The 20651-nt window shown below is 67.9% G+C and carries 16 protein-coding genes and 1 pseudogene; 6 read left to right on the top strand and 11 right to left on the bottom strand.

Translation table 11 applies throughout. From position 1 onward, the window contains the following. Positions 1–772: pseudogene (locus V5A20_RS07045) on the bottom strand (F0F1 ATP synthase subunit beta); the annotation flags it as partial. A gap of 274 nt (positions 773–1046) precedes the next feature. Between V5A20_RS07045 and V5A20_RS07040 the strand changes: the two are divergent. Together V5A20_RS07040 and V5A20_RS07035 are read left to right on the top strand one after the other, a co-directional pair. Continuing rightward, complete coding sequence (locus V5A20_RS07040; RefSeq protein ID WP_332326991.1) at positions 1047–3641, top strand: zinc-dependent metalloprotease; 2595 nt, start codon at positions 1047–1049, stop codon at positions 3639–3641. A gap of 252 nt (positions 3642–3893) precedes the next feature. After that, positions 3894–4259, top strand: a complete 366-nt coding sequence (locus V5A20_RS07035) for an Hpt domain-containing protein (RefSeq protein ID WP_332314606.1) — start codon at positions 3894–3896, stop codon at positions 4257–4259. Positions 4260–4269: 10 nt separating this feature from the next. Here the strand turns inward: V5A20_RS07035 and thiL are convergent, their stop codons facing one another. The 9 genes from thiL to V5A20_RS06990 all read right to left on the bottom strand — a co-directional run bounded on the left by thiL (position 4270) and on the right by V5A20_RS06990 (position 15911). Continuing rightward, the gene (gene thiL / locus V5A20_RS07030) at positions 4270–5349 is read right to left on the bottom strand and encodes a thiamine-phosphate kinase (protein WP_332314607.1); all 1080 of its coding nucleotides are present in this window, start codon (positions 5347–5349) and stop codon (positions 4270–4272) included. A 146-nt stretch (positions 5350–5495) separates the two neighbouring features. Then, complete coding sequence (locus V5A20_RS07025; RefSeq protein WP_332314608.1) at positions 5496–6686, bottom strand: anhydro-N-acetylmuramic acid kinase; 1191 nt, start codon at positions 6684–6686, stop codon at positions 5496–5498. Between the two features lie 72 nt (positions 6687–6758). Next, positions 6759–7637, bottom strand: coding sequence for a tetratricopeptide repeat protein (locus V5A20_RS07020; RefSeq protein WP_332326989.1), 879 nt, complete (start codon positions 7635–7637; stop codon positions 6759–6761). Positions 7638–7761: 124 nt separating this feature from the next. After that, the gene (locus V5A20_RS07015; protein ID WP_332314610.1) at positions 7762–9294 is read right to left on the bottom strand and encodes a glycosyltransferase; all 1533 of its coding nucleotides are present in this window, start codon (positions 9292–9294) and stop codon (positions 7762–7764) included. Positions 9295–9396: 102 nt separating this feature from the next. Continuing rightward, a complete protein-coding gene (locus V5A20_RS07010; protein ID WP_332314611.1) occupies positions 9397–10941 on the bottom strand; it encodes a hydroxymethylglutaryl-CoA reductase in 1545 nt (514 codons plus the stop codon). A gap of 153 nt (positions 10942–11094) precedes the next feature. Continuing rightward, positions 11095–12324, bottom strand: a complete 1230-nt coding sequence (locus tag V5A20_RS07005; RefSeq protein WP_332314612.1) for an ArsA family ATPase — start codon at positions 12322–12324, stop codon at positions 11095–11097. Between the two features lie 41 nt (positions 12325–12365). Then, positions 12366–13676, bottom strand: coding sequence for a bifunctional folylpolyglutamate synthase/dihydrofolate synthase (locus tag V5A20_RS07000; protein WP_332314613.1), 1311 nt, complete (start codon positions 13674–13676; stop codon positions 12366–12368). Positions 13677–13760: 84 nt separating this feature from the next. Next, positions 13761–14243, bottom strand: coding sequence for a tRNA (adenosine(37)-N6)-threonylcarbamoyltransferase complex ATPase subunit type 1 TsaE (gene tsaE, locus V5A20_RS06995; RefSeq protein WP_332326987.1), 483 nt, complete (start codon positions 14241–14243; stop codon positions 13761–13763). A gap of 108 nt (positions 14244–14351) precedes the next feature. Continuing rightward, positions 14352–15911, bottom strand: a complete 1560-nt coding sequence (locus tag V5A20_RS06990) for a T9SS response regulator signal transducer PorX (protein ID WP_332314615.1) — start codon at positions 15909–15911, stop codon at positions 14352–14354. Between the two features lie 301 nt (positions 15912–16212). Here V5A20_RS06990 and V5A20_RS06985 point away from each other — a divergent pair, with 301 nt between their 5' ends. From V5A20_RS06985 to V5A20_RS06975, 3 genes are all read left to right on the top strand, one after another. After that, the gene (locus V5A20_RS06985) at positions 16213–17058 is read left to right on the top strand and encodes a hypothetical protein (protein ID WP_332326986.1); all 846 of its coding nucleotides are present in this window, start codon (positions 16213–16215) and stop codon (positions 17056–17058) included. Beyond that, the gene (locus V5A20_RS06980; protein ID WP_332326985.1) at positions 17055–17924 is read left to right on the top strand and encodes a hypothetical protein; all 870 of its coding nucleotides are present in this window, start codon (positions 17055–17057) and stop codon (positions 17922–17924) included. The genes V5A20_RS06985 and V5A20_RS06980 overlap by 4 nt, the downstream gene beginning before the upstream one ends. A 100-nt stretch (positions 17925–18024) precedes the next feature. Then, the gene (locus V5A20_RS06975) at positions 18025–18687 is read left to right on the top strand and encodes an O-methyltransferase (protein ID WP_332314618.1); all 663 of its coding nucleotides are present in this window, start codon (positions 18025–18027) and stop codon (positions 18685–18687) included. 31 nt (positions 18688–18718) lie between these two features. Here the strand turns inward: V5A20_RS06975 and V5A20_RS06970 are convergent, their stop codons facing one another. Further along, on the bottom strand, positions 18719–20020 hold the full coding sequence (locus V5A20_RS06970; RefSeq protein ID WP_332326984.1) for a class II D-tagatose-bisphosphate aldolase non-catalytic subunit: 1302 nt from the start codon (positions 20018–20020) through the stop codon (positions 18719–18721). Positions 20021–20280: 260 nt separating this feature from the next. Here V5A20_RS06970 and V5A20_RS06965 point away from each other — a divergent pair. Next, positions 20281–20651: carboxypeptidase-like regulatory domain-containing protein (locus V5A20_RS06965; protein ID WP_332326983.1), on the top strand; the 371-nt coding region annotated here is incomplete at its 3' end.

The following is a 20651-nucleotide window of genomic DNA, read 5'->3' as shown; positions in this document are numbered from 1 at the left end:
TGAGGCCCACACGGGCCCGGGCGCCGGGCGGCTCGTTCATCTGGCCGAAGACGAGCGAGATGTTGCTCTCGCTGTTCATCGCGTCGAAGTCGACCTTGTCGAGGTCCCAGCCGCCGGACTCCATCGACTCCTCGAACTCTTCGCCGTAGGTCATCACGCCGGCCTCAATCATCTCGCGGAGCAGGTCGTTGCCCTCGCGGGTGCGCTCCCCAACGCCGGAGAAGACCGAGAGGCCCTCGTGCGCCTTGGCGATGTTGTTGATGAGCTCCATGATGAGGACCGTTTTGCCCACGCCGGCCCCGCCGAAGAGGCCGACCTTCCCGCCCTTCGGCACCGGCTGGATCAGGTCCATCACCTTGATGCCGGTTTCCAGCACCTCCTGCGACCCCGTCAGCTCGTCGTAGTCGGGGGGGGCCTGGTGGATGGCCCGGCGCTCGTCGACGTCCGGCTCCGGCAGGCCGTCGATCGGCTGGCCGACGACGTTGAAGAGGCGTCCCCGAATCTCTTGCCCGATGGGCACGCTGATGGGCTGGTTCGTCGCTGCGATGGCCTGGCCGCGCTGCAGGCCGTCGGTCGAGTCCATCGCGATGGCCCGCACACGCCGCTCGCCAAGGTGCTGCTGCACCTCCAGGACCAGGTCGCGCCCGTCCTCCTGGTCGATGCGGAGGGCATCCAAAATGTCGGGCACGCCGTCGCGCGGAAACTCGGCGTCGACGACCGGGCCGAGCACCTCGACAATTTTGCCCTTAACTTCGTTGCTTCCTGCTTCCATGAGAAAGGGTCCGTTATTCGATGAGAAGAGGGCCAGAGGCCGCACAGGACGGCGATGCTTCGCCGGACAATGCCGGGTCCACCGTAGAATCTACATGGTCGAAAACCTAACGGGTGCCGACGGAAAATGCCCACGCGGCGGATGAGAATTCCACGGTCGCGTCGCAAAGAATCCGGGAATTTCGTGGCGGCCGGGATTTCGGTTTCCGACGGACGGTTTCGTAGGTTCAGAACAGTGCCACGTTCCATCCTCTCGTCAACTCGCTTCCGCATCCATGCTCCCCACGTCCACGTTCGCCTCGCTGCGCCCCCTGTGCGTGATGCTTCTTCTGTTTCTGTTCGGTGCGATGGGGCCTGCGGTGCCGCCCGCGACGGGCCAGGATACGGAAGGGGCCGCTCTTCCCACCATCGCCGAGAAAACCGAGGGGATGATGAAGATGAACGGCTACGTTCCTACCTACTGGGACGAAACAACGGGCCGGCTTTGGCTAGAGATTTCCCGGCTCGATGCCGAGATGCTCTATGTTAGCTCGCTCCCCACCGGGCTGGGGTCCAATCCCGTCGGGCTCGACCGGGGCCAGCTCGGCAGACAACAGGTCGTCCGCTTCGAGCGGGCGGGGCCGAAGGTGTTGCTCGTGGCGCCGAACCTCGACTATCGTGCCGCCTCCGAAAACGGGGACGAGCGGAAGGCCGTGCGGGAGGCGTTTGCGCCCGGCGTCCTGTGGGGGTTTGAGGTGGCGGCCGAGGGGCCCGACGGCCACGTGCTGGTCGACGCGACCGACTTCGTGGTGCGCGACGCCCACGGGGTGGGCCGTCGCCTCGAAAACACCGGACAGGGGGCGTATTCGCTCGCCGAAGGGCGGAGTGCGCCCGTCCTCGAGAACATGAAGGCCTTTCCGCAAAACACGGAACTGGAGGCGCGCCTCACCTTCACCACAGACGGCGACCCGGGCGAATACGTGGAGCAGACGGCGGCCACGCCCCGGGCCATCACGCTTCGGGTGCGCCACTCGCTCATCGAGTTGCCCGACACGTCCGGGTACAGCCCGCGCCGCTTCGACCCGCGCTCTGGGCTCTTCTACGCCGACTACATGGATTTCGCGACGCCGATTGGGGAGCCGATGACGAAACAGCTCGTCAACCGGCACCGGCTCACCTGTGCAGAGGCCCCTGGCGAAGACGGGCTGTGCCCGCCCGAGGAGCCCATCGTCTACTACCTCGACCCCGGCACGCCCGAGCCGGTGCGCGGCGCGCTGCTCGATGGGGCGCGGTGGTGGGGCGAGGCGTTCGAGGCCGCGGGCTTTGAGGACGCCTACCGCGTGGAGGTGCTGCCGGACAGTGCCGACGCGATGGACGTGCGCTACAACGTCATTCAGTGGGTGCACCGCCGCACGCGGGGCTGGAGTTACGGCGCCTCCGTGACCGACCCCCGAACGGGCGAAATTCTGAAGGGCCACGTCACCCTCGGGTCCCAGCGGGTGCGACAGGACTACCTGTTGGCCGAGGGCCTACTGGCGCCGTATCAGGGCGCTCAGGCCGACGGATTTCTTCCGGAAAACGATCCGATGCTGGAGATGGCCCTCGCCCGGATCCGCCAGTTGTCGGCCCACGAGGTGGGGCACACGCTGGGCCTCGCCCACAACTTCGCCGCGTCGGTGAACGACCGCGCCTCGGTGATGGACTACCCGGCCCCGCTGGTCCGCGTGCAGGGCGACTCGATCACGCTGGAGGAGGCCTACGACACCGGCGTGGAGCGGTGGGACGTGAAGGCCATGCAGTACGCCTATGCCCGGCCCGGCCCGAATCAGACCGAGTCCGCCCTGCTCGACAGCCTCGTGCGGGCGGCCGAGCGGGAGGGCCTTCGCTACGTCACCGACGCCGACGCCCGTCCGTCCGGCGCGGCCCACCCGAAGGGCAACCTCTGGGAGAACGGATCTGACATGGTGGATGCCCTCGACCGAGAGATGCGGGTGCGCGAGGTGGCGCTCGACCGGTTCGGGGAGGCCGTCGTGAAGCGCGGCGAGCCCCTGGCCCGTATGGAGGAGGTGCTCGTGCCGCTGTACCTGCGGCATCGGTACCAGGTCGCGGCCACGGCAAAACTCGTGGGCGGCGAGGCCTACGAGTATGCTATGCGCGGAGAGACGGACCCGCAGCTGTCCGGGCGCGTGCCGGCCTCGCAGCAGACGGCGGCCCTCGACGCCCTGCTTTCTACGATCACGCCCGCAGCGCTGGCGCTGCCGGCGGGCGCCCGAGACCGCATCCCGCCGCGTCCACCCGGCCACCCCGACAACCGGGAGCTCTTCGAGGGACGTACAGACCCGACGTTCGACCCCTACGCCCCGGCCGAGGTGGCGGCGACGATGGTCCTCGACGCCCTCACCGTGCCGGAGCGGGCCCTGCGTCTGATCGAGCAGCGGGACGCCAATGCCGACCTTCCGGGCTTCCGGGGCACGCTCACTCAAATCACCGACGCGGTGTGGAAGGCCGACGCGCCCGCCGATGCGTACCGGGCCGAGGTGCAGCGGACGGTGCAGCAGGTGTGGACCGACGTGCTCCTCCACCGGGCCAGTGCCGCCGACGGATCCCCGGCCGTGCAGGCCCGCCTCGAACAGCACCTGCGCACGCTCCGGGACTGGCTTGCCGCGCATCCGGGACAGGACGCGGAGACCGACGCCCACCGAACCGCCATCCAGGCGTCGATTGAGCGATTTTTCGACCGGGCTCACGACGCGGCGGCCCGCCCGTCTTCCGTCGATGCGCCGCCCGGTTCTCCCATCGGACAGGCCCCCGGCTATCACCGTCGCCACGTCCAGCGACACGCCTGGCTCAATCAGTGGCCCCCGTCGCCCTGCGCGCGGCAAAGACCGTAAATAGACCATAGGGGGACAGCCTTGCATTTCTCGCATGCTTCTTGCGGCTACGGTAGCCCCGCGAGCGACGCCTCGGAACGGCACTGTACGCGGCGTTTCGGCGGACAAGAGGGCATTCTCCGGGTCGGCTGCTAGAAGCGGAGAGACGCCCCTTTTGACCTCTGCGTGGGGCGAGGGCGAATGTCGTCCCCGCCGCGCCGGGCACTCGACATGCCGAGGCCGTACTGATTCGATCCAGACGACGGAGCCCCCATGGCCACATCTGCCCTTGACCGGGACGCCCTCAGTGACCTGCTGGACGGCGATCCTGAGCTCATCGCGACCCTCATCGGCTCATTCTTGGACGACTGCCCCGACTACATGGAGGGCATCCGGGAGGCGGTTGAGAACGAAGACGGGAACGCCCTCGAGCGAGAGGCGCACGGCCTGAAAGGGGCCGCCGGGAGCCTGCGGGCCCGTCCCGTCAGTGAGGCGGCCCAGGTGCTCGAAGAGATGGGCTACGAAGACAATTTTGCGGAGGCCGCGGCGGCCCTAGACACGTTGGAGAGCGAGGTTGACCGCCTCAGGGATGAGCTCCAGGCCCTTCGGAACGCATGCCAGGAGGCCATCGAGGAGTAGCGGTCGAGGGCTACGCCAACGGAGCAGCAGACGAATCGTCGAAGTGGTCGAAGCCGCCGGGCTGAAGGGGGACATTCTCGCCGTGGGCCCGCTGGATCTTAATTGGGGGCTCGGAGTCGCCGGGCTCCACAATCTCGCCCACCACCGTGTAGCTCTGCGGGTCGAGGGCGTCGAGCTCGTCCTCCGGCATCGTGAACACCAGCTCGTAGTCCTCGCCCCCGAACAGGGCGTAGACGGTGACGTCCTCCCCGAAGTCCGTCGCCGTATTGCGGGTCTCCGGGTCGATGGGCAGGGCCGGCTCGTAGAGCTGTGCCCCTGTGCCGCTGGCCTCGCAGATGTGGTGCACCTCGGCAGAGAGCCCATCCGAAATGTCGATGAGAGAAGTCGGCTGCACGCCCGCGTCCGCCCAGTCGCGAACCGTCTTGAGCTGGGCCGGCGGCGCCAAGTGACGGCGAATGACGTAGGAGTACGGGTCGAGGTCCGGCTCGAAGTCTTCCTCCTGCTCTTGGAGCCGCTCTCGATTCCGCAGCAGCACCTTCAGGCCTGCGTACGAGGAGCCGATGTCGCCCGTCACGCAGATCTTATCCCCCACCTGCGCCCCTTTGCGGTACACCACGGCGTCCTCGTCGGCGGTTCCCACGACCGAAATCGAGAGCGAGAGGCCGTGGGACGCGTTCGTGTCGCCCCCCACGATGTGCATGTCGTAGGCGCCGCAGGCCTGCTTGAGCCCCTCGTACACCGTGGTGATCATCTCGACGGACACGTTCTGCGGGAGGCCGATCGAGACGGTGGCGTAGCGGGGCGAGGCGTTCATGGCCACCACATCGCTCACGTTGACCGACAGGGCCTTGAAGCCGAGGTGCTCCAGGGGCATGAAGGCACGGTCGAAGTGGACGCCCTCCACGAGCGTGTCCGTGGTGAGCACGTGTACGCGCTCGTCGTCGACGCGGTAGACGGCCGCGTCGTCGGCGATGCCCGACACGATGGTGTCGTCGGTCGGCTCGCCGAGCGTGTCGCGCATCATGGCGATGAGGCCGAATTCGCCGATTTCGGCGAGGGCGGTCTGGTCGGACTGCTCCTGGGGGTCCATGGGGGCGTTTACGTTCAGAAAAGGCAGCGACTGTCGAATCTTCTATATCCCGGCGGCAGGGGCATGTTTGTGGTCAGTCTGGGAGAGGCGGGCCTTTCGTCGGCTTTTTGCCAAGGCCATGCCCCAGCCCGGCGCTCAGTCGATCGTTACGGGCCCGGCACGCTGAGGGAGCCGAGACGTGTGCGCGCCGACGCCCCGGTCACCGACGGCAGGTTCGTAGGCACGCCGTTAACCGTCTCGTGGGCCAGAACGGCAAAGCAGAGGGCCTCCTTCGCGTCCGGGTCCACGCCGTGCTCGGCGATCGACTCGACCGGGATGGGGGCGAACGCGTCCTTCAGCATCCGCAGGAGCGCGTCGTTGTGCACGCCGCCCCCGCTCACGATGAGGCGCTCGATGGACTGCGCGGGCCGGACGTACTGGGCATACGCCTGGTAGACGGAGGCGGCGGTGAGGAGCGTGGCCGTGGCCATCGTGTCCTCCGGGGACAGGCCGCGGGACTGGGCCGCGCTCAGCAGTCGATCCACGTAGCCCGCTCCGAAGTCGGCCCGTCCGGTGGACTTCGGCGGCTCGCGGCGGAAGAAGTCGCCCTCCAGCAGGTCGGCGAGCAGGTCGTGATCGGGCGTGCCCTGCGCGGCGTGGCGGCCGTCTCGGTCCATCGCGGCATCGAACAGCCGGGCGGCGAGGGCATCGATCACCATGTTGGCCGGGCCCGTGTCGAAGGCGCGCACGGCGTCCGGCGCCCCCCCCGCGGGCAGCACCGTGAGGTTGGCGATGCCGCCGAGGTTCAGCAGCCCGCGGGGCTCGTCCGCGTCGGTGAAGGCGACGTGGTCAAAGTACGGCACGAGCGGGGCGCCCTGGCCGCCCAGGGCCAGGTCCGCCGCGCGAAAGTTGCCGACGACCGGCACCCCCAGCCGCGTGGCGAGCGTTGAGGAGTTGCCGAGCTGGAGGGTGGCCCGAACCGCCTCGCCGGCGCAGTCTGTCGGCTCGGGAAGGTGACACACCGTTTGTCCGTGGGCGCCCACGAGGTCGAGGGCCTCCCGATCCGTCCCGGCCTCCTCCAGCACGTTCCCCACAGCGTCTGCGTACGCCTCGGCAAGACGGGCGTCAAGGCGCGTCACGTCCCGAATTGACGACGAGCTCGAGGTCGTCTTGTGGATGAGTTCTTGGAGGGGCCCGGGGTACGGGACATGAACGAACGCTTCGGATTCCATCGTCAGATCCGGGCCGCTGTCGTCGAGGTGCACGAGCGCAGCATCCACGCCGTCGAGCGAGGTGCCGGACATGAGGCCCACGACCGTACGGCGCGACTGACGATGAAGGGCGAGGAGCGCGTCCATTCGGGACGACGAGTGGTGGGGGTGCGGACGGGGGTTGTGTCAAGCAGCCGCGTGCTGAAGTTGATTTTCTGTCTATCCGTCGCCGTCGGTGCCGTCGGCTTTCTCGCGCATCTGGCCGGCCTTTTCCCGAAACTCATCGGCCCGATCGGGCTCCTGCTCGGCCAGCGTGGCGTAGATGCGGGCAGCCTCCTGGTAGTCGCCCTGGCCCTCGTGGATGCGGGCCAGGGTTTCCGAGACAATCTCTTCGTCCTCGTTTTCTGTGCCCTCGGCGTCGTCCGCACTGTCTGGAGTGTCCGGTTTAGAGGGCGGCGCGTCGGCCCCGGCGTCCGGCTCCGGTTCGATGCGGGCCGACTGCAGCTCGTCAATGAGGTGGTCGAGGTCGTCGGCGTCGCCCTCGTCCTCGAGCTGCTCCACCTGTTCCTCGGGGGTGGGCGGAGACGCATCGGGGGGCGACGGACGGTCGGGCGCGGAGGACGCGTCGGACAGGTCCGGGCGGGCGCCGCCCTGCCGGGCCTCCCGCTCGGCCTGACGCCGCAGCTGGGCGAGGCCGGCGTCCTCGTCGGTCGAGGCGTCGTCCCCCTGCTCGTCGGGTGGGGGAGATTCGTCGCCGTCCGGGGCCGCGTCTGTGCCGGCGTCGGGCGGGGATTGGGGCCTGAGGGGCGGCGGAAAGGCAAAGGTAAAAGAGTGTCCGTCGTGCTCCTCCAGGCGACGAAGGACGCGCTGCGTGCCGGTCTCGGCGATCGGGCTGTTCGGCATCAGGAGGCGCGCCTCCGCCCACGACTGGAGGGCGTCCTCCCAGCGCTCCCGGCTCTCGTACGCGTGGGCCAGCAGCACGTGCGCCCCCAGGTGGGCCGGCAGGGCCGCCACCGTGTCCTCAAGCATCGCGATGGCGGCGCCGTAGTCCTCTTGTTCGAGCAGGGCGAGGGGCTCTTGGAGGTCGGGCAGCGACATGACGGGGCACTGTGGAGCGCTCGGAACCGAAGAGAGGACAGGGACAATGACGGGCGCGGACGGGGGTTCCCGACGGGGGCGCGCACGGTGGCCACGTGTCCGCCGAAAGAGGCCGGGGCGAGGGTCAGGCGGCCGGCGATGAGGCCGGGGCAGAAGCCGCGGGGGCCTGCTGGGCCGTGAGGGCCTGCCGCAGGCTCGACGCGGCCACCAGCCCAAACCCGAGGGCAAAGAGCGCCTGGAACGGCACGGCGGCCCACTCGCCGAGTCCGACCACGGCGACGAGGCCGGCGGTCGAGTAGAGGGCCAGCGCCAGCTCGCCCCACACGACCCCGGGCACCTCGCGGATGGCGTAGCGGCTCTCCCACCAGCCGTCGCCGGTCGTGGCGCCGTATTTCGGCGTGCGAACAAACGCGGTGTCGGTGCCACGGAGGGCCTGCCAGACGGCGCTCGTATTGCTGAGGGAGAGGCCCATGGTGCCGGCCATGAACGGCACGAAGAGGCGGAGGCGCCGTCGCCAGTCGGGATGGAGGGCCCGCTGGGCGAAGAGTTGGGCGAGGAAAAAGCCGGCGAACCCGAACAGGCCAAACCCCATGATGGCAAAGTACACCTCCCCGGGCCCCCGGCCCAGCCCCTTCAGCAGCAGTAGGGGCGCATGGGTGAGGGCGGCAAGCAGAATAAAGGGAAAGGCGAAGTGGGCCGTGAGGTGGAACGTGCCCTCCAGCTTCACCCGCCACGGCTGCGTTGAGCGCCAGAGGCGCCCTGTCAGCTTGAGGGCCGTCTCGGCCCCGCCCTTTGCCCACCGAAATTGCTGCGAGCGGAGCGCGTTCATGTCGGGGGGCAGCTCGGCCGGGGCCTCTGCAGAGGAGAGGTAGGTAAGGGTCCAGCCCCGCAGTTGAGCGCGGTAGCTGAGGTCGAGGTCTTCGGTGAGCGTGTCGTGCTGCCAGCCGCCCGCGTCCTCGATGCAGGCGCGACGCCAGACGCCCGCGGTGCCGTTGAAGTTGAGGAAGCACCCGGCCAGCTCGCGCACCCGCTGCTCAATCGCGAAGTGGGCGTCGAGCCCAAAGGCCTGCACCTTCGTCAGCAGGGAGTCGTCCCGGTTGAGGTGGCCCCAGCGGGCCTGTACCATGCCGAGGTCGGGGGCGTCGAAGAAGCGGGGGACCAGGCGACGGAGGAACGACGGGCGGGGCACAAAGTCGGCGTCGAAAATCGCGACGAGGTCGCCCCGGGCGAGCTGCAGTCCGTGGGCGAGGGCGCCGGCCTTGTAGCCGGTGCGGTCGTCGCGGCGCACGTGGGTAATGTCGACGCCCTCGTTCTGCCAGTGGGCGACGCGGCGGGCCACCCGCTCGGTCGTCTCGTCGGTCGAGTCGTCGAGGACCTGGATTTCGAGTTTGGCGCGGGGGTAGTCGAGGTCTACGCAGGCGTCGATAAGGCGCCGCGCCACTTCGGCCTCGTTGTAGAGGGGCAGCTGCACCGTCACGACGGGCCAGTCGTCGGCGGGCGCTGGTAGGGCGTCGGGGGCTGGCACCGGGCCGTCGCGCAGGGTCTCGGTGTTGGCGCGGACGAGGGCCAGCCAGAGCAGGTTGCCGCCGTAGGCCGTAAGGACGACGATGGCCACCGCGTACAGCACTGGAATGGCGACCTCAAGGGCTGATAGCATTCGCGTTGAAGGTTGAAACGTTGAAGGTTGAACGTTGGGCGTGGATATGGGCAGAAGCGTATTTGCTCTCTTACTCCCACGCGCCTACGCTCTCGTGCCCGGTCACCGGTTTCGGCCGTAGGTCTCGTGGCTGGAGACCCAGTCGGAGGACGAGATGGCGGCGCCCAGCGACAGCTCGCCGGCCAGCGTGGCCGCCGCCACGATCTCGGCAAACTTGTGGACCTTCCCCTTGCCGTAGCACCCCATGATCTCGAGGCACTCGCGCTGGGTGGGCAGCCCCGTGCCCCCGCCGTAGGTGGCCACGATGAGGGACGGAATGGTGAGCGAGATGTAGAGGTCGCCGTCGTCGGTCAGGTCGGTGTAGAGAACGCCGGCCGACGACTCGGAGACGTTTGCCACGTCCTGGCCCGTCGCAATAAAGAGGGCCGTGATGGCATTGGGCGAGTGGCCGCCGTTGTTGTTGGCGCCGGAGAGGAAGGCCCCCACGGTCGACACGTTCCAGTGGTGGTGGAGGTCTTCGGGGTCGACCCGCATGTGCTGGGCGAGCGTGTCCCGGTCAATGGTGGCCTCCGCCGTCACGCGCTTTCCCCGTGTCCGCATCACGTTCACCTGCGAGGCCTTCTTGTCCGTCGCGAAATTCGACTCCAGGTAGAAGTGTTCGACCGAGCCCGGGTACTGGTCCATGATCCAGCCGCAGGCGGCGAAGGTGGCGCGCCCCACCATGTTCTGCCCCGCGGCGTCGCCGGTGCGGTAGTTGAAGCGCAGGTACGCGAAGTGGTTTGACAGGTAGTGGTCGATGTAGAGCAGCTCCGCGACGCTGGAGGTGGCCTCCGCCTCCGCCCGGACGGCGTCCATGTGGTCGTCCACCCAGTGGGTAAAATCGCGCGCCTCCCGGGCGTTGTTGAAGATGAAGACCGGGGCACGCTGCATGCAGTCGCCGGACACGGTCGCCTCCACGCCGCCGCTCAAATTGCACACCTTGATGCCCCGGTTGTAGGAGGCCACGAGCGTGCCCTCGGACGTGGCGAGGGGAATCAGCACGTCGTCTTGCGCGTGCTCGCCGTGCACCGTGAGCGGGCCGGCAACCCCGAGCGGAATCTGGGCGACGCCGGTGAAGTTTTCGACGTTGCCGTCGGTCACCTCGGGGTCGAACGAGTACTGGGGCACGTGGTCGAGCGAGGTGTCGCTGTAGTCCTCGACGAACTGTTGCCGCTCGTCGATGATGGCCGGGCTGTGGTTGTTGTCCGGGGCCCGCGGAATGCGCTTCAGGGCCTCATCCTGCCCAGAGATCGAGTCCTCGACCGAGAAGGTGAGCGTCCCAAACGGCTCGGCCCGGAAGGTCAGCTCGAGGGTGTGTTTGCCGGTCTCCAGCGCCGGGCGGTCGGCCCGCACGTGAAGAGTGCGGCGCAGGGGGAAGCCGATCGGGGTCTCCTCGGAAATCTCGTTGGCCGCGTAGGGCTCGCCCTCTCCCATGAAGAGATGGACCCGGTCCGGCGGCACTGCGTCGCCGTCGATTTGGATGTCGGAGAGCCCGGTGAGCGTGGCGTCCTTGAGTCGGTTCTTCAGCGCAAACTCGACGCCTCGGTCGGTATTCTCGAGGCTGCCAAACGTGTAGAGCTGCTTTAAGAGGGCGTCGGGCACGGACATGAGCGCTGGAAGCTCGGGCGATCGGGAGCGGCGCGAACACGAGACACCGCCTCAACGGAGACGATCCGGACGGGTTCGTGGGGGGTGAGGGAAGGAGGGAAGAGGTATGAGGGAAGGGGGAGGCGGAAGTGAGCAGGCGATCTTCTCTCGTGCTCAATTCGAAGCGGCGTCCCCATCCGGAGTGAAGCGGACATGCAGGCATCCGTCCTGTAGGTCCGCCTCCGTCATGGTGTAGTAGTTCAGAAAGTTGGGGAGGATGAAGTTGGAGCGCTGGTTGGCCACCTGCACCACGAGCTGGTCCCCGAGCTGGCGCACGTCGAGGTCTTCGGCCTCCGCGAACGTGAGCCGCAGCTCCAGCACGTACGCGTCGCCGTCCTCCTGCACCGTGAACGTGGGCTCGTCGTAGAACACGTCCGTCGGAGATCGGTCCGCGTACATCGCGTCCCCGATGCGGCCCAGTCGCTCGGCCCCGAACACCTCCTCGCCCAGATGCGGCACCTGGAGGATGGGGAGGGGCCGAAAGCTCTGCTCGATCTCTTCCAGGTATGCGCGCTGCGACTGCACGTAGCCCTCGAAGAAGGAATTTTCCGGCACCTCGTCCTCGGGCAGCACGCGGTTCACGATGACGCTGTCCACGCCGTAGCCGTACAGCTGCAGGTACGTGAAGGCCCGCCGCGCCTCCTCGATCACCATCTTTTCGGGGTTCGTGACGAGCCGGATCGAGGTGGTCGACGGGGTCGACAGGACCTGCTGTACGCGCTCCAGCTTCTCGAAAATGACCTCCAGCTCCTCGTAGCCCTTGTCCAGCGGGATGCCGGTGGTCTTGCGGACGCCGAAGCCGAGCGACTTGACGGCCAGCTTCTGAAACGGGAAGGCCTTCGCCAGCCACCACTGCGTCACCTGGGGCAGGGTGAGGAGGGTGAGCGTCTCGCCGGTCGGGGCGCTGTCTACGATGATAAGGTCGTAGTCGGCTTCGCGGAGGGCCTCTTCGAGCCACAGCAGCACGGATCCCTCGTTCATGCCCGGCAGGGCGGCCAGTTCTTCGGCGGCGATCTGGTCGACGCCCTGCCAGCGGAAGACGGTGAGCATCAGCTCCCGCATGTTGCCCCAGTGCTTCTTCATCGAGTAGTAGAGGTCCACCTCCTGGGCGAAGAGGTCGTCGCGCACCTCCTGGGCCTCGGGCCCGAGCTCCTGGTCGAGCGCGTCGGCGAGGCTGTGGGCGGGATCCGAGGAGAGGACGAGCGTCTTGTGGCCGTCGCGGGCTGCGCGGAGGGCCGTCGCGGCGGCGCAGGTGGTCTTGCCGGTGCCGCCCTTGCCCGTGAAGAGAAGCACGCGTGGGACGTCGTCGAAGGGCAACTCGTCGTCGCGGGCGGGGAAGAGCATGGAGAGGAGTGGGAAAACGAGGAGGAATGAGGAGAGACAAGTCAGTCGCGGAACGCAGGCGGAAGCACGTCCACGAGCTTGTGCGAGCCGGTGAGCAGCAGCCCGTCCGTCGGTGCGGCGGTCCGTTCGAACGCGTCGAGCGCGTCGGCGAGGGGCCGTGGGGCGGTTGTCGTCACGCCCTGGGCCCGCAGCCGCTCGGCAATTTCGTCGGGCGGGAGGGCGCGCTTCGTGTCGATGGGGATGGGCGTCACGACCGCATCGTGCTCGGCGAGCAGGCGGGCCGTCTCGTCGAGCTGCTTGCCGCGCACGGCGTTGAGGCAGACGTGCAGCGTGCCGCCGCGGCCGGCCACGACGGGCGCTACGGTGTCGAGGGTGGCGGCGATGGCGGGCGGGTTGTGCCCCACGTCGACCACGATCAGGGGCTCCTCCTGAAGCACGTCGAGCCGCCCGTGGAAGTCCGTACGGCCCCGCACGTCGCCGAGCCCGTCACGCACGGCCGCCTCGGCAGACGCATCGCCCTCGCCCGTTAGGAACGTGAGCTCCGCGGCCCGCACGGCGAGGGCGGCATTCCGCTGCTGGTGGGGGCCGGCGAGCGACAGCGAGAGGCGGTCGTAGCGGCGGGCGGGGGTGTCGAGCGTGAAGACGCTGCCGGTGAGGTCGGACCGGTGCGTCGTCCAGGTCGCCTCGTCGTCGAGCCGGTGGAGCGGCGCGTCCTGTTCGGCGGCGACCTCCGCAATGGCGGCCTGCGCTTCCTGTTGCGCAACGGCGCTGAGGGCGGGCGTCCCGGGCTTGATGATGCCGGCCTTCTCGCGGGCAATGGCGTCGAGGGTGTCGCCCAGCATGTCGGTGTGGTCGAGGCCGACGTGCGTGATCACCGACAGGGCCGGAGCGAGCACGTTCGTCGAGTCGAGGCGCCCGCCCAGGCCGACCTCGATCACCGCCAGGTCCACGTCCTGCTCGGCAAAGTAGCGGAAGGTGAGTGCGACGGCGAGTTCGAAGAAGCTGGGTTGCACCTCTTCAATGAGTGCCCGGTGTTCGTTGAGCACGTCGCCGAGCCAGTCGGTGGGGGCGGGCGTGCCGTCCACGCGCATCCGTTGGGTGACGTGCGTGAGGTGTGGGGAGGTGTGGAGGCCGGTTTTGAGTCCCGCCGCGGTGGCGATGGCCGCGGTCATGGCGGCGGTCGATCCCTTCCCGTTCGTCCCGGCCACGTGCACGGCCCGGAGCGCCTCGTGCGGGTTTCCCATTCCGTCGATCAGGACTCGCATCCGGTCCAGGCCCGGGGCGTACGCGTCGTCGGCGACGTTGGCGTACTGGGGGCGGTCGAGGAGAAGGGCGAGGGGATCGTCAGACATGCGCGTTGGGGGTAGGACGTTGGGGAGTGGAAGGGGAGCACCATTGGCGTACAGATGCTTTCGTCGGAACGCCTCGGCCAGGGGTCAGCGATCAGCACCGGGAGAGGCATCGTCCGGCGCGCCGAGGGTGATCCGTCGTTCCGACGGGGTCGCGTGGTGGAAGTGGAGGTGGACCGTGTGGGGCGGAAGCCGGTCGGCAATCCGGTCCGCCCACTCGATGCAGGTGATCCCCTCGCCGTGGACGTATTCCTCAAAGCCCAGCTCCACAAACTCGTCGGGGGTCTGCACGCGGTAGGCGTCGAAGTGGTAGAGCGGCCGCTCGCCCTCGTCGTGGACGGCGAGGATCGTGAAGGTGGGGCTTCGGACCTCGGCGGGGGCAAGGCCGAGGCCCTTCGCGATGCCTTTCACGAAGTGGGTCTTCCCCGAGCCCAGGTCGCCGTACAGTGCGAGGACGGCCCCCGGGGCGAGCATGTTTGCGATCCGGGCCCCAAGTGCCATGGTGGCCTCCACCGAGTCGGTCGTTCGGGGGAGGAGATCCTGGATCGTGTTGCGTGTCGTTTCGGGCATGGGGGGGAGGGTGAAGCGTAATGCGTGAAGAGGGGGCCGGTGTCGTTTGGCCACGACGTTTCACGCACCACGGGTCATCGGGCATGGATTCGTTGGACCGATTCAGGCTTACCCCTTCGGCCTGAGCGTCGCGACCGGTAGAATCATCTCCTGCATCGAGGCCCCGCCGTGCTGCAGGGTGTCTCGGTAGAGGTTCTCGTAGTGGTGAAAGTTGGTGGGGTACACAAAGTAATAGTCCTGCTTGGCGAAGAGGTAGGTCGTGTTCATGCCGTAGCTGGGCAGCCCAAACCGTTCCGGCTCGCGCACGAAGATGGCATCGTCCTCGTCGCACTTCAGGTTGCTCCCATACTTGTAGCGGAGGGCCGTAGAGGTTTCGCGGTCGCCAATCACCTTGGTCGACTGCAGGCTGCGCACGGCGCCGTGGTCGCTGGTGAGGACGACCGTGCAGTCCGTGTTGGACAGGGCCCGCAGCATGTCGAGAAGCCAGGAGTGCTCGAACCAGGTGCGCGTGAGGGCCCGGTAGGCCTCCTCATCCGGGGCCAGCTCCTTCAGCACGTCCGACTCGGAGCGGCTGTGGGCGAGGATGTCGATGAAGTTGACGACGACGGCACTCAGGTCGTGCTGCGTGAGGTTGGCCGCGTCCTGGGCCAGTTGCTGCCCGTCCTCCCCCGTAATGAGCTTGTCGTAGCGGATGCTCAGGTCCTCGCGGTGGTGCCGGTCGAGCTGGTGCCGAAGCAGGGCGTCTTCGTACTGGTTGCGGCTGTGCTCGCTCTCTTCGCTCGTCTGCCACGCCTTGGGAAAGCGGTCCACGAGGTCGACCGGCAGCATGCCGCTGAAGATCGCGTTTCGGGAGTAGGGGGTCGCCGTAGGCAGGATGCTCATGTAAAAGTCCGTGTCGATGGTGTAGTGCGGCCGGAGCAGCTCGGAAATTTCGAGCCACTGGTCGTACCGCAGGCAGTCGATCACGAAGAAGACGACGGGGCGGTCCCCCGTCTCCGGCAGTACGAACTCGGGCACCACCTCCTGGGACAGCACCGGACGGTTCGGCCCGGGCGCCTCGTCGACACGTCCCATCCAGTCCGGGTACTGCTCCTCCACAAACACCCCAAACTCGCGATCTGCCTCTTCAAATTGGTCCTGGAAGACCTGCCGGGCGCCCTCGTCGTCCGTCAACTCCAGGTCATACTCCACGAGGGTTTGATACAGCTCGACCCATTCGTGATGAGAAAGGGGGCCGCGGAGCCGTTGAGAGATCTCGTTGAACGACTGCAGGTACTGCTGCGAGAGGGCTTCCTGTCGGATCTGCGACTGCTCCAGGAGCCGCTTGCAGGTGAGGAGGATCTGGCTCGGATTGACGGGCTTGGTGAGGTAGTCACTGATCTGGTTGCCGAGAGCGGCCTCCATCAGGTCTTCCTCTTCACTCTTGGTCACGAGCACCACCGGCAGGTCGGGCTGCTCGTCCTTGATGGCGTCGAGGGTCTCCAGTCCCTCCATGCCCGGCATCTGCTCGTCGAGCAGGACCACATCGAAGGGGCGCTGCTGCACCAGGTCCACCGCGTCCGCCCCGTTGGCTACGGTCGAAACCTCGTAGTCCTTCTCTTCCAGAAACATAACGTGGGAGCGGAGCAGGTCGATCTCGTCGTCGACCCAGAGAATTTGGGGGCTCATAGGAGGAAGGGGAACCGTGTCGAGTGCCGACCGAGGGGAACAGAAAGAGGTTGAGGCGCGCCAGAGACTGAACGTGCTGAAGGTTGTTGTACCCGGGGCGTCACGTCGCGTTCAGGAGGCATGCCCTCGCCCGGAGCGAGCCGCTTCGGCAGGTCCAATTTGCCTCCGCGTCCGACTCTACGTCTGCGGCCCGCTGCGTCGCGTCGCGGTCGCCTGGCCCCGACGTTATGCCGAGGCCGCCGTCCGTGTCTACGGGGCCCGCAGTCGATCGCCAGTTCGTTCATGAGCCCTCCCACCACCCATGCCCAAGCCCGAGAACTCATTCGATGCGCTCGCAGGCGTGCCCGTCCACTACGACCGTGCCCCGGACGCCGGGTACGGGACCCGCGGCATTCCCTACACCTTTCACTGCACGGAGTCGTTCGAGGACACCTTGCACGCGGCCTTCGAGGAGCTTTGGGCCGTCTGTCCGCTCGGGCCGGCGGAGGTCATCACCTCGGCCGGGGCGTACGTGGACAAGGGCGGCATGCACGGCGCAGGGCGGGCGTTCGACATCGACGGCATCTTCTGGGCCGACAAGGCGTTCATTACGAACCAGTACCCGAACGATCGAGCCTTCTACCTCGCCGTCGAATCGGTGCTCCGAAAGCACATCGGGACCGTGCTCAACTACAAATTTGACGCCGCCCATCAGGATCACTTCCACGTGTCCGGCCGGGGAGAGCCGGGGTTCGTGGCGGCCCATGAGTCGCGGGTCACGTACTGGCAGATGGCACTGACCCACCTGTTCGATCAGCCCGTGACGGTGGATGGGCGCACGGGCCCGGAAACCAACGGGGCGTCCCGGGCGGTGCTCCGTGCGCTCGGGATTGCGGAGGGCGACGAGGGGGCGACCGAGGAGGGACTGTACCGCGTGCTCGATCGCGTCTGGGACGATCTCCTCGACGCGGCGGCCGAGCGGGGATTTCGGGGCGTGGCGGACGCGACCGAGAAGACGCCGCTCCGCCTTCTCGAAGCCCTCTACGCCACCATTTCAGACGAGCTGGCCGGGCAGGCGAGTCGGAAGGCCATTGAGAGTGCCGTCACCACGTTCGCCCAGCACCCCAAAACCGATGCCTGGCTCGACCAATTCCGCCCCGAATCGTGATCTGTCGTCTGCATGTTGCCATCCGCGGGGGATGCGCGGGGCTCCTCGTTTTGCTCTTTGTCCTCGGGGCCGAGTGTCGGCCGGAGGCCGCGTCGGGCGACAGGGCCTCCGGCCCGGCACGCGGGTCCACCGCCGTCGCTCCGATCGTCGATGTTGGCGAGGGCCAACTGTTTGGGGCGAGCCGGGGCGACGAGTGGGTGTCTGCCGGCCGGGCCGTGGACTACGTGGAGGCGGGGCAAAGCTACAGGCTGATTCAAGGGAACGATACGCTGGGCACACGGGCGGGCTCGGCGTCCGAGCCGCCGAGAGAAACCTGCGACAACCCAGCGGTGCAGATCCGGCCTCGCCCCGCCTCCCCGCGCGACGTGATTGCCGTTGCGGGTTCCTGGCCCCTGCTTCCCCGCGCGCCGCAGGTCCAGGACACCACGCAGGCGGTCTATAAGACCGCGGTCGCGCAGCATCTTCGTGGGCAGGGAATCGAGATTGAGGCCGCGGCCGTGTCCCTTGACCAGGTCCTGCGCGTAGACCTGGACGGGGACGAGACGATGGAGGTTCTGGTCGTGTCGCATCGGGCCCGAGGCTCGGCGACGTCCGCGCAGGCCGGCGACTACGGCCTTGTGCTCCTGCGGACGGTCGTCGACGGGGCGGTGCGGCAACGAGCCGTGGAGGCGGAGTACTACCGGGAGGCGTGTCTTGGAGAGTGCGCCCCCTCCACCTACCGCGTGGCCGCGGTGCTCGACGCGAACGGGGACGAAACGATGGAGGTGGTCACGGCGATGTCGTACTTCGAGGGACGAGGCAAGCGGATCTACGCGATCGACGATGGCGAGCCGGGGCGCGTGCTGTCGTGGCGATGCGGGGTGTGAGGGCGGTGGCACGGGCCGCCGGAGAGAAGACGCGAGGAACGTTGGCCTCACCAAGCCATGCGGTCAACACGATCGCATATCATTGCTCCCACCCCCTGCCATGTCTACTCAGTCGATCGGCCTGTCGGACGAGCTACACGAGTATCTCTTGTCCGTGTCGCTCCGCGAGCCCGAGGTGATGCAGCGCCTCCGGGCGGAGACGGCCGAGCATCCGAAGTCGAACATGCAGATTGCCCCGGAGCAGGGACAGTTCCTCCGGTTTCTGGTTCAGCTGATTGGGGCCCGCCGCACGATTGAGGTCGGCGTCTTCACCGGCTACAGCGCGCTCGCCGTGGCGTCGACCCTGCCCCCGACGGGGACGCTCGTCGCCTGTGACGTGAGCGAGGAGTACACGGAGGTTGCGCGTCGCTACTGGACGGAGGCGGGCGTGGCCGACCGCATCGACCTCCGCATCGCGCCCGCTGAGGAGACGCTCGCGGCGCTGGTCGACGACGGTCAAGACGGGACCTTCGACTTCTCGTTCATCGACGCGGACAAGGAGCGCTACGACACCTACTACGAGCAGTCGCTCCGGCTGCTGCGGCCCGGCGGCGTCATTGTGCTCGACAACGTGTTTCGCGGTGGGCAGGTCGCCGATCCGGACGTGGACGACGAGAGCGTGCGGGCCATCCAGCGCCTCAACGAGAAGATGCACGACGACGGGCGGGTGGACCTGAGCATGCTGCCGCTGGCCGACGGCGTGACGTTGGCTATGAAGCGGTGACTGCGCGCAGGGCGAGGGGTCGGGGTGCAGTTCAAGATGTCTCCTCTGGGAGGGCCTCCATCAGTGGGGCGGTGAGGCCAACGAGGTTGAAGGCGTGCATGTAGTGCAGGATGGCCGCCTTGAGCCGCCACAGCACGAACGCCTCCGCGTCCCGGTACGGCGCCACGTGTTCGTAGAGTTCGGCACGGGCGGCCTGCACGTCCGGGTCGGCCCACACGTAGCGACTGCCCGTCTCCACGAGCCAGCGCTGCCGATCCTCCGGCAGTGCCGTGAAGGCGGTGCCCTGCTCGTCCGGGCGGAGCCATTTCGTCCAGCGTCCGCTGTCGACCACAGCCGTTCGCAGCGCGTCCATGACGCCGGAATCGCCGTCGAGTTGTGCCTCCAGAGCGGCCAGATCGCGCACCGCCGCGGCCTCTACGGCCGAGAGGCCCGGGCCCACGTTGGCCCCCCCCACCCCGCTCAGCGGATAGTCGGCGGGGACATCTACGTCGTCGGTGTAGTGGCCCTTCACGAGCGTGCCGGTCTCCCCAGCGGCGGCCACGAACTGCCGGGCCCGGTCCGCGTCGAAGCGGCCGGAGTCGAGCCGGGTGCCGAGGTCGCCCACGACGAAGGACGGACGGGGCAGGCCGTGGGCATCGAGGGCCGTGTGGAGGCGACGGAGGAACGAGCGCATCCGGTCGGGGGACTGCAATCCGCCCCGGGCCTCGTCGGTCCCCACCTCGTAGGCGAGCGGGGGACGGTCCCGCGCTGCCCGGGCCGCCTCGGCGTGTTGCAGAAGGGAGACGGTGCGCTCCACGAGCGTGCCGAGGGACAGCGGTTCGTCGGGCGCGTCGGGCGGGCCCGCAGCGGGGTCGAGGTGGAGCAGGTCGTACCCGGCGTCGATGCACGCGGTGATGGACCGCTTCGCCTCCCGCATCGCCGCGTCGGGCGAGAGGCCCGCGTCGGCGTGGGCGTCCTTGGCCCAGGGCCCACCGTGGTCGAGGCCGAGAAACACTGGGACCTCGACCCCGAGCCGGTCGGCCTCGTCCGCCACGAAGGCCGCCAGCGCGTCGGGCGTCCAGCCGGTATAGCCGCCGTCGCGATCCACCTGGTTGAGGGTGGCGGCGTAGAGCAGGGGCGTGTTGGCTTCTTTCGCGGCGAGCAGGGCCGCCCGGGCCACGGCCGTTGAGTTGGGGCACACGGCCAGCAGGGTGTGGCGGGGGCCGGGCCGGTCCGGAGCGGACAGGGGGCCGAGGAGGCACTGGCCCAGCACCGCGACGGGGGACGTGCCCCGGGCACGAGCAACGGTGTGGATCCGGTCGTCGAGAGCCGAGGAGCCAGCAGACGCACACATATGGAAGTGGGAATTGCGAGAAGTACGGACTCTACAAACGTGAGGCCGAGAAAGTTGGAATGCTTCTTTCGTGTAATTTCACGCATTTTCGGGCAAAAGCGCCTCCGCGGGGTCATCGAAGCGATTCCGAGGGATTGACAGTCAAAATCTTTAAGATTATATAGAGTGAGCATTCGTGGTAAATTCCGGGGGACGTTTCCCCGATGTGGTTTGCCAAGGTCCATCGTCCGTTTGTCTCTCTCGAAGTTGCCAGGTCACCCATGACGCTACGCTACGTTTCCACTCTCGTGCTCGCTGGTCTCGTGTGGGGCCTTCTTTCGGTGGCCCCGACGCAGGCCCAGCAGGCCGCTACGCTCACCGGAAGTGTCGTCGGCCCGAATGAGAATCCACTGCCCGGGGCCAACGTCGTGCTTCTGGAGTCCGACTACGGCACGGCGGCCGGGCCCGACGGCTCCTACACAATCACGGGCATCGAGCCGGGCTCGTACACCGCCCGCGTCACGTTCGTCGGGTACGAGACCGTCGAGCGGGAGCTTACGCTGAATGCGGGGACGACGACACGGAGCAGGTTCGCGCTGGAGCGAGCGCCGCTGCAGGGCGAGGGCGTAACGGTCACCGTTGGGTCGCGGGC

The organism is Salinibacter sp. (assembly GCF_036626415.1).
Classification (GTDB): Bacteria; Bacteroidota; Rhodothermia; order Rhodothermales; family Salinibacteraceae; genus Salinibacter.
Note: the sequence above shows the minus strand (reverse complement) of the source record. Positions and strands in the feature narration are given on the sequence as shown.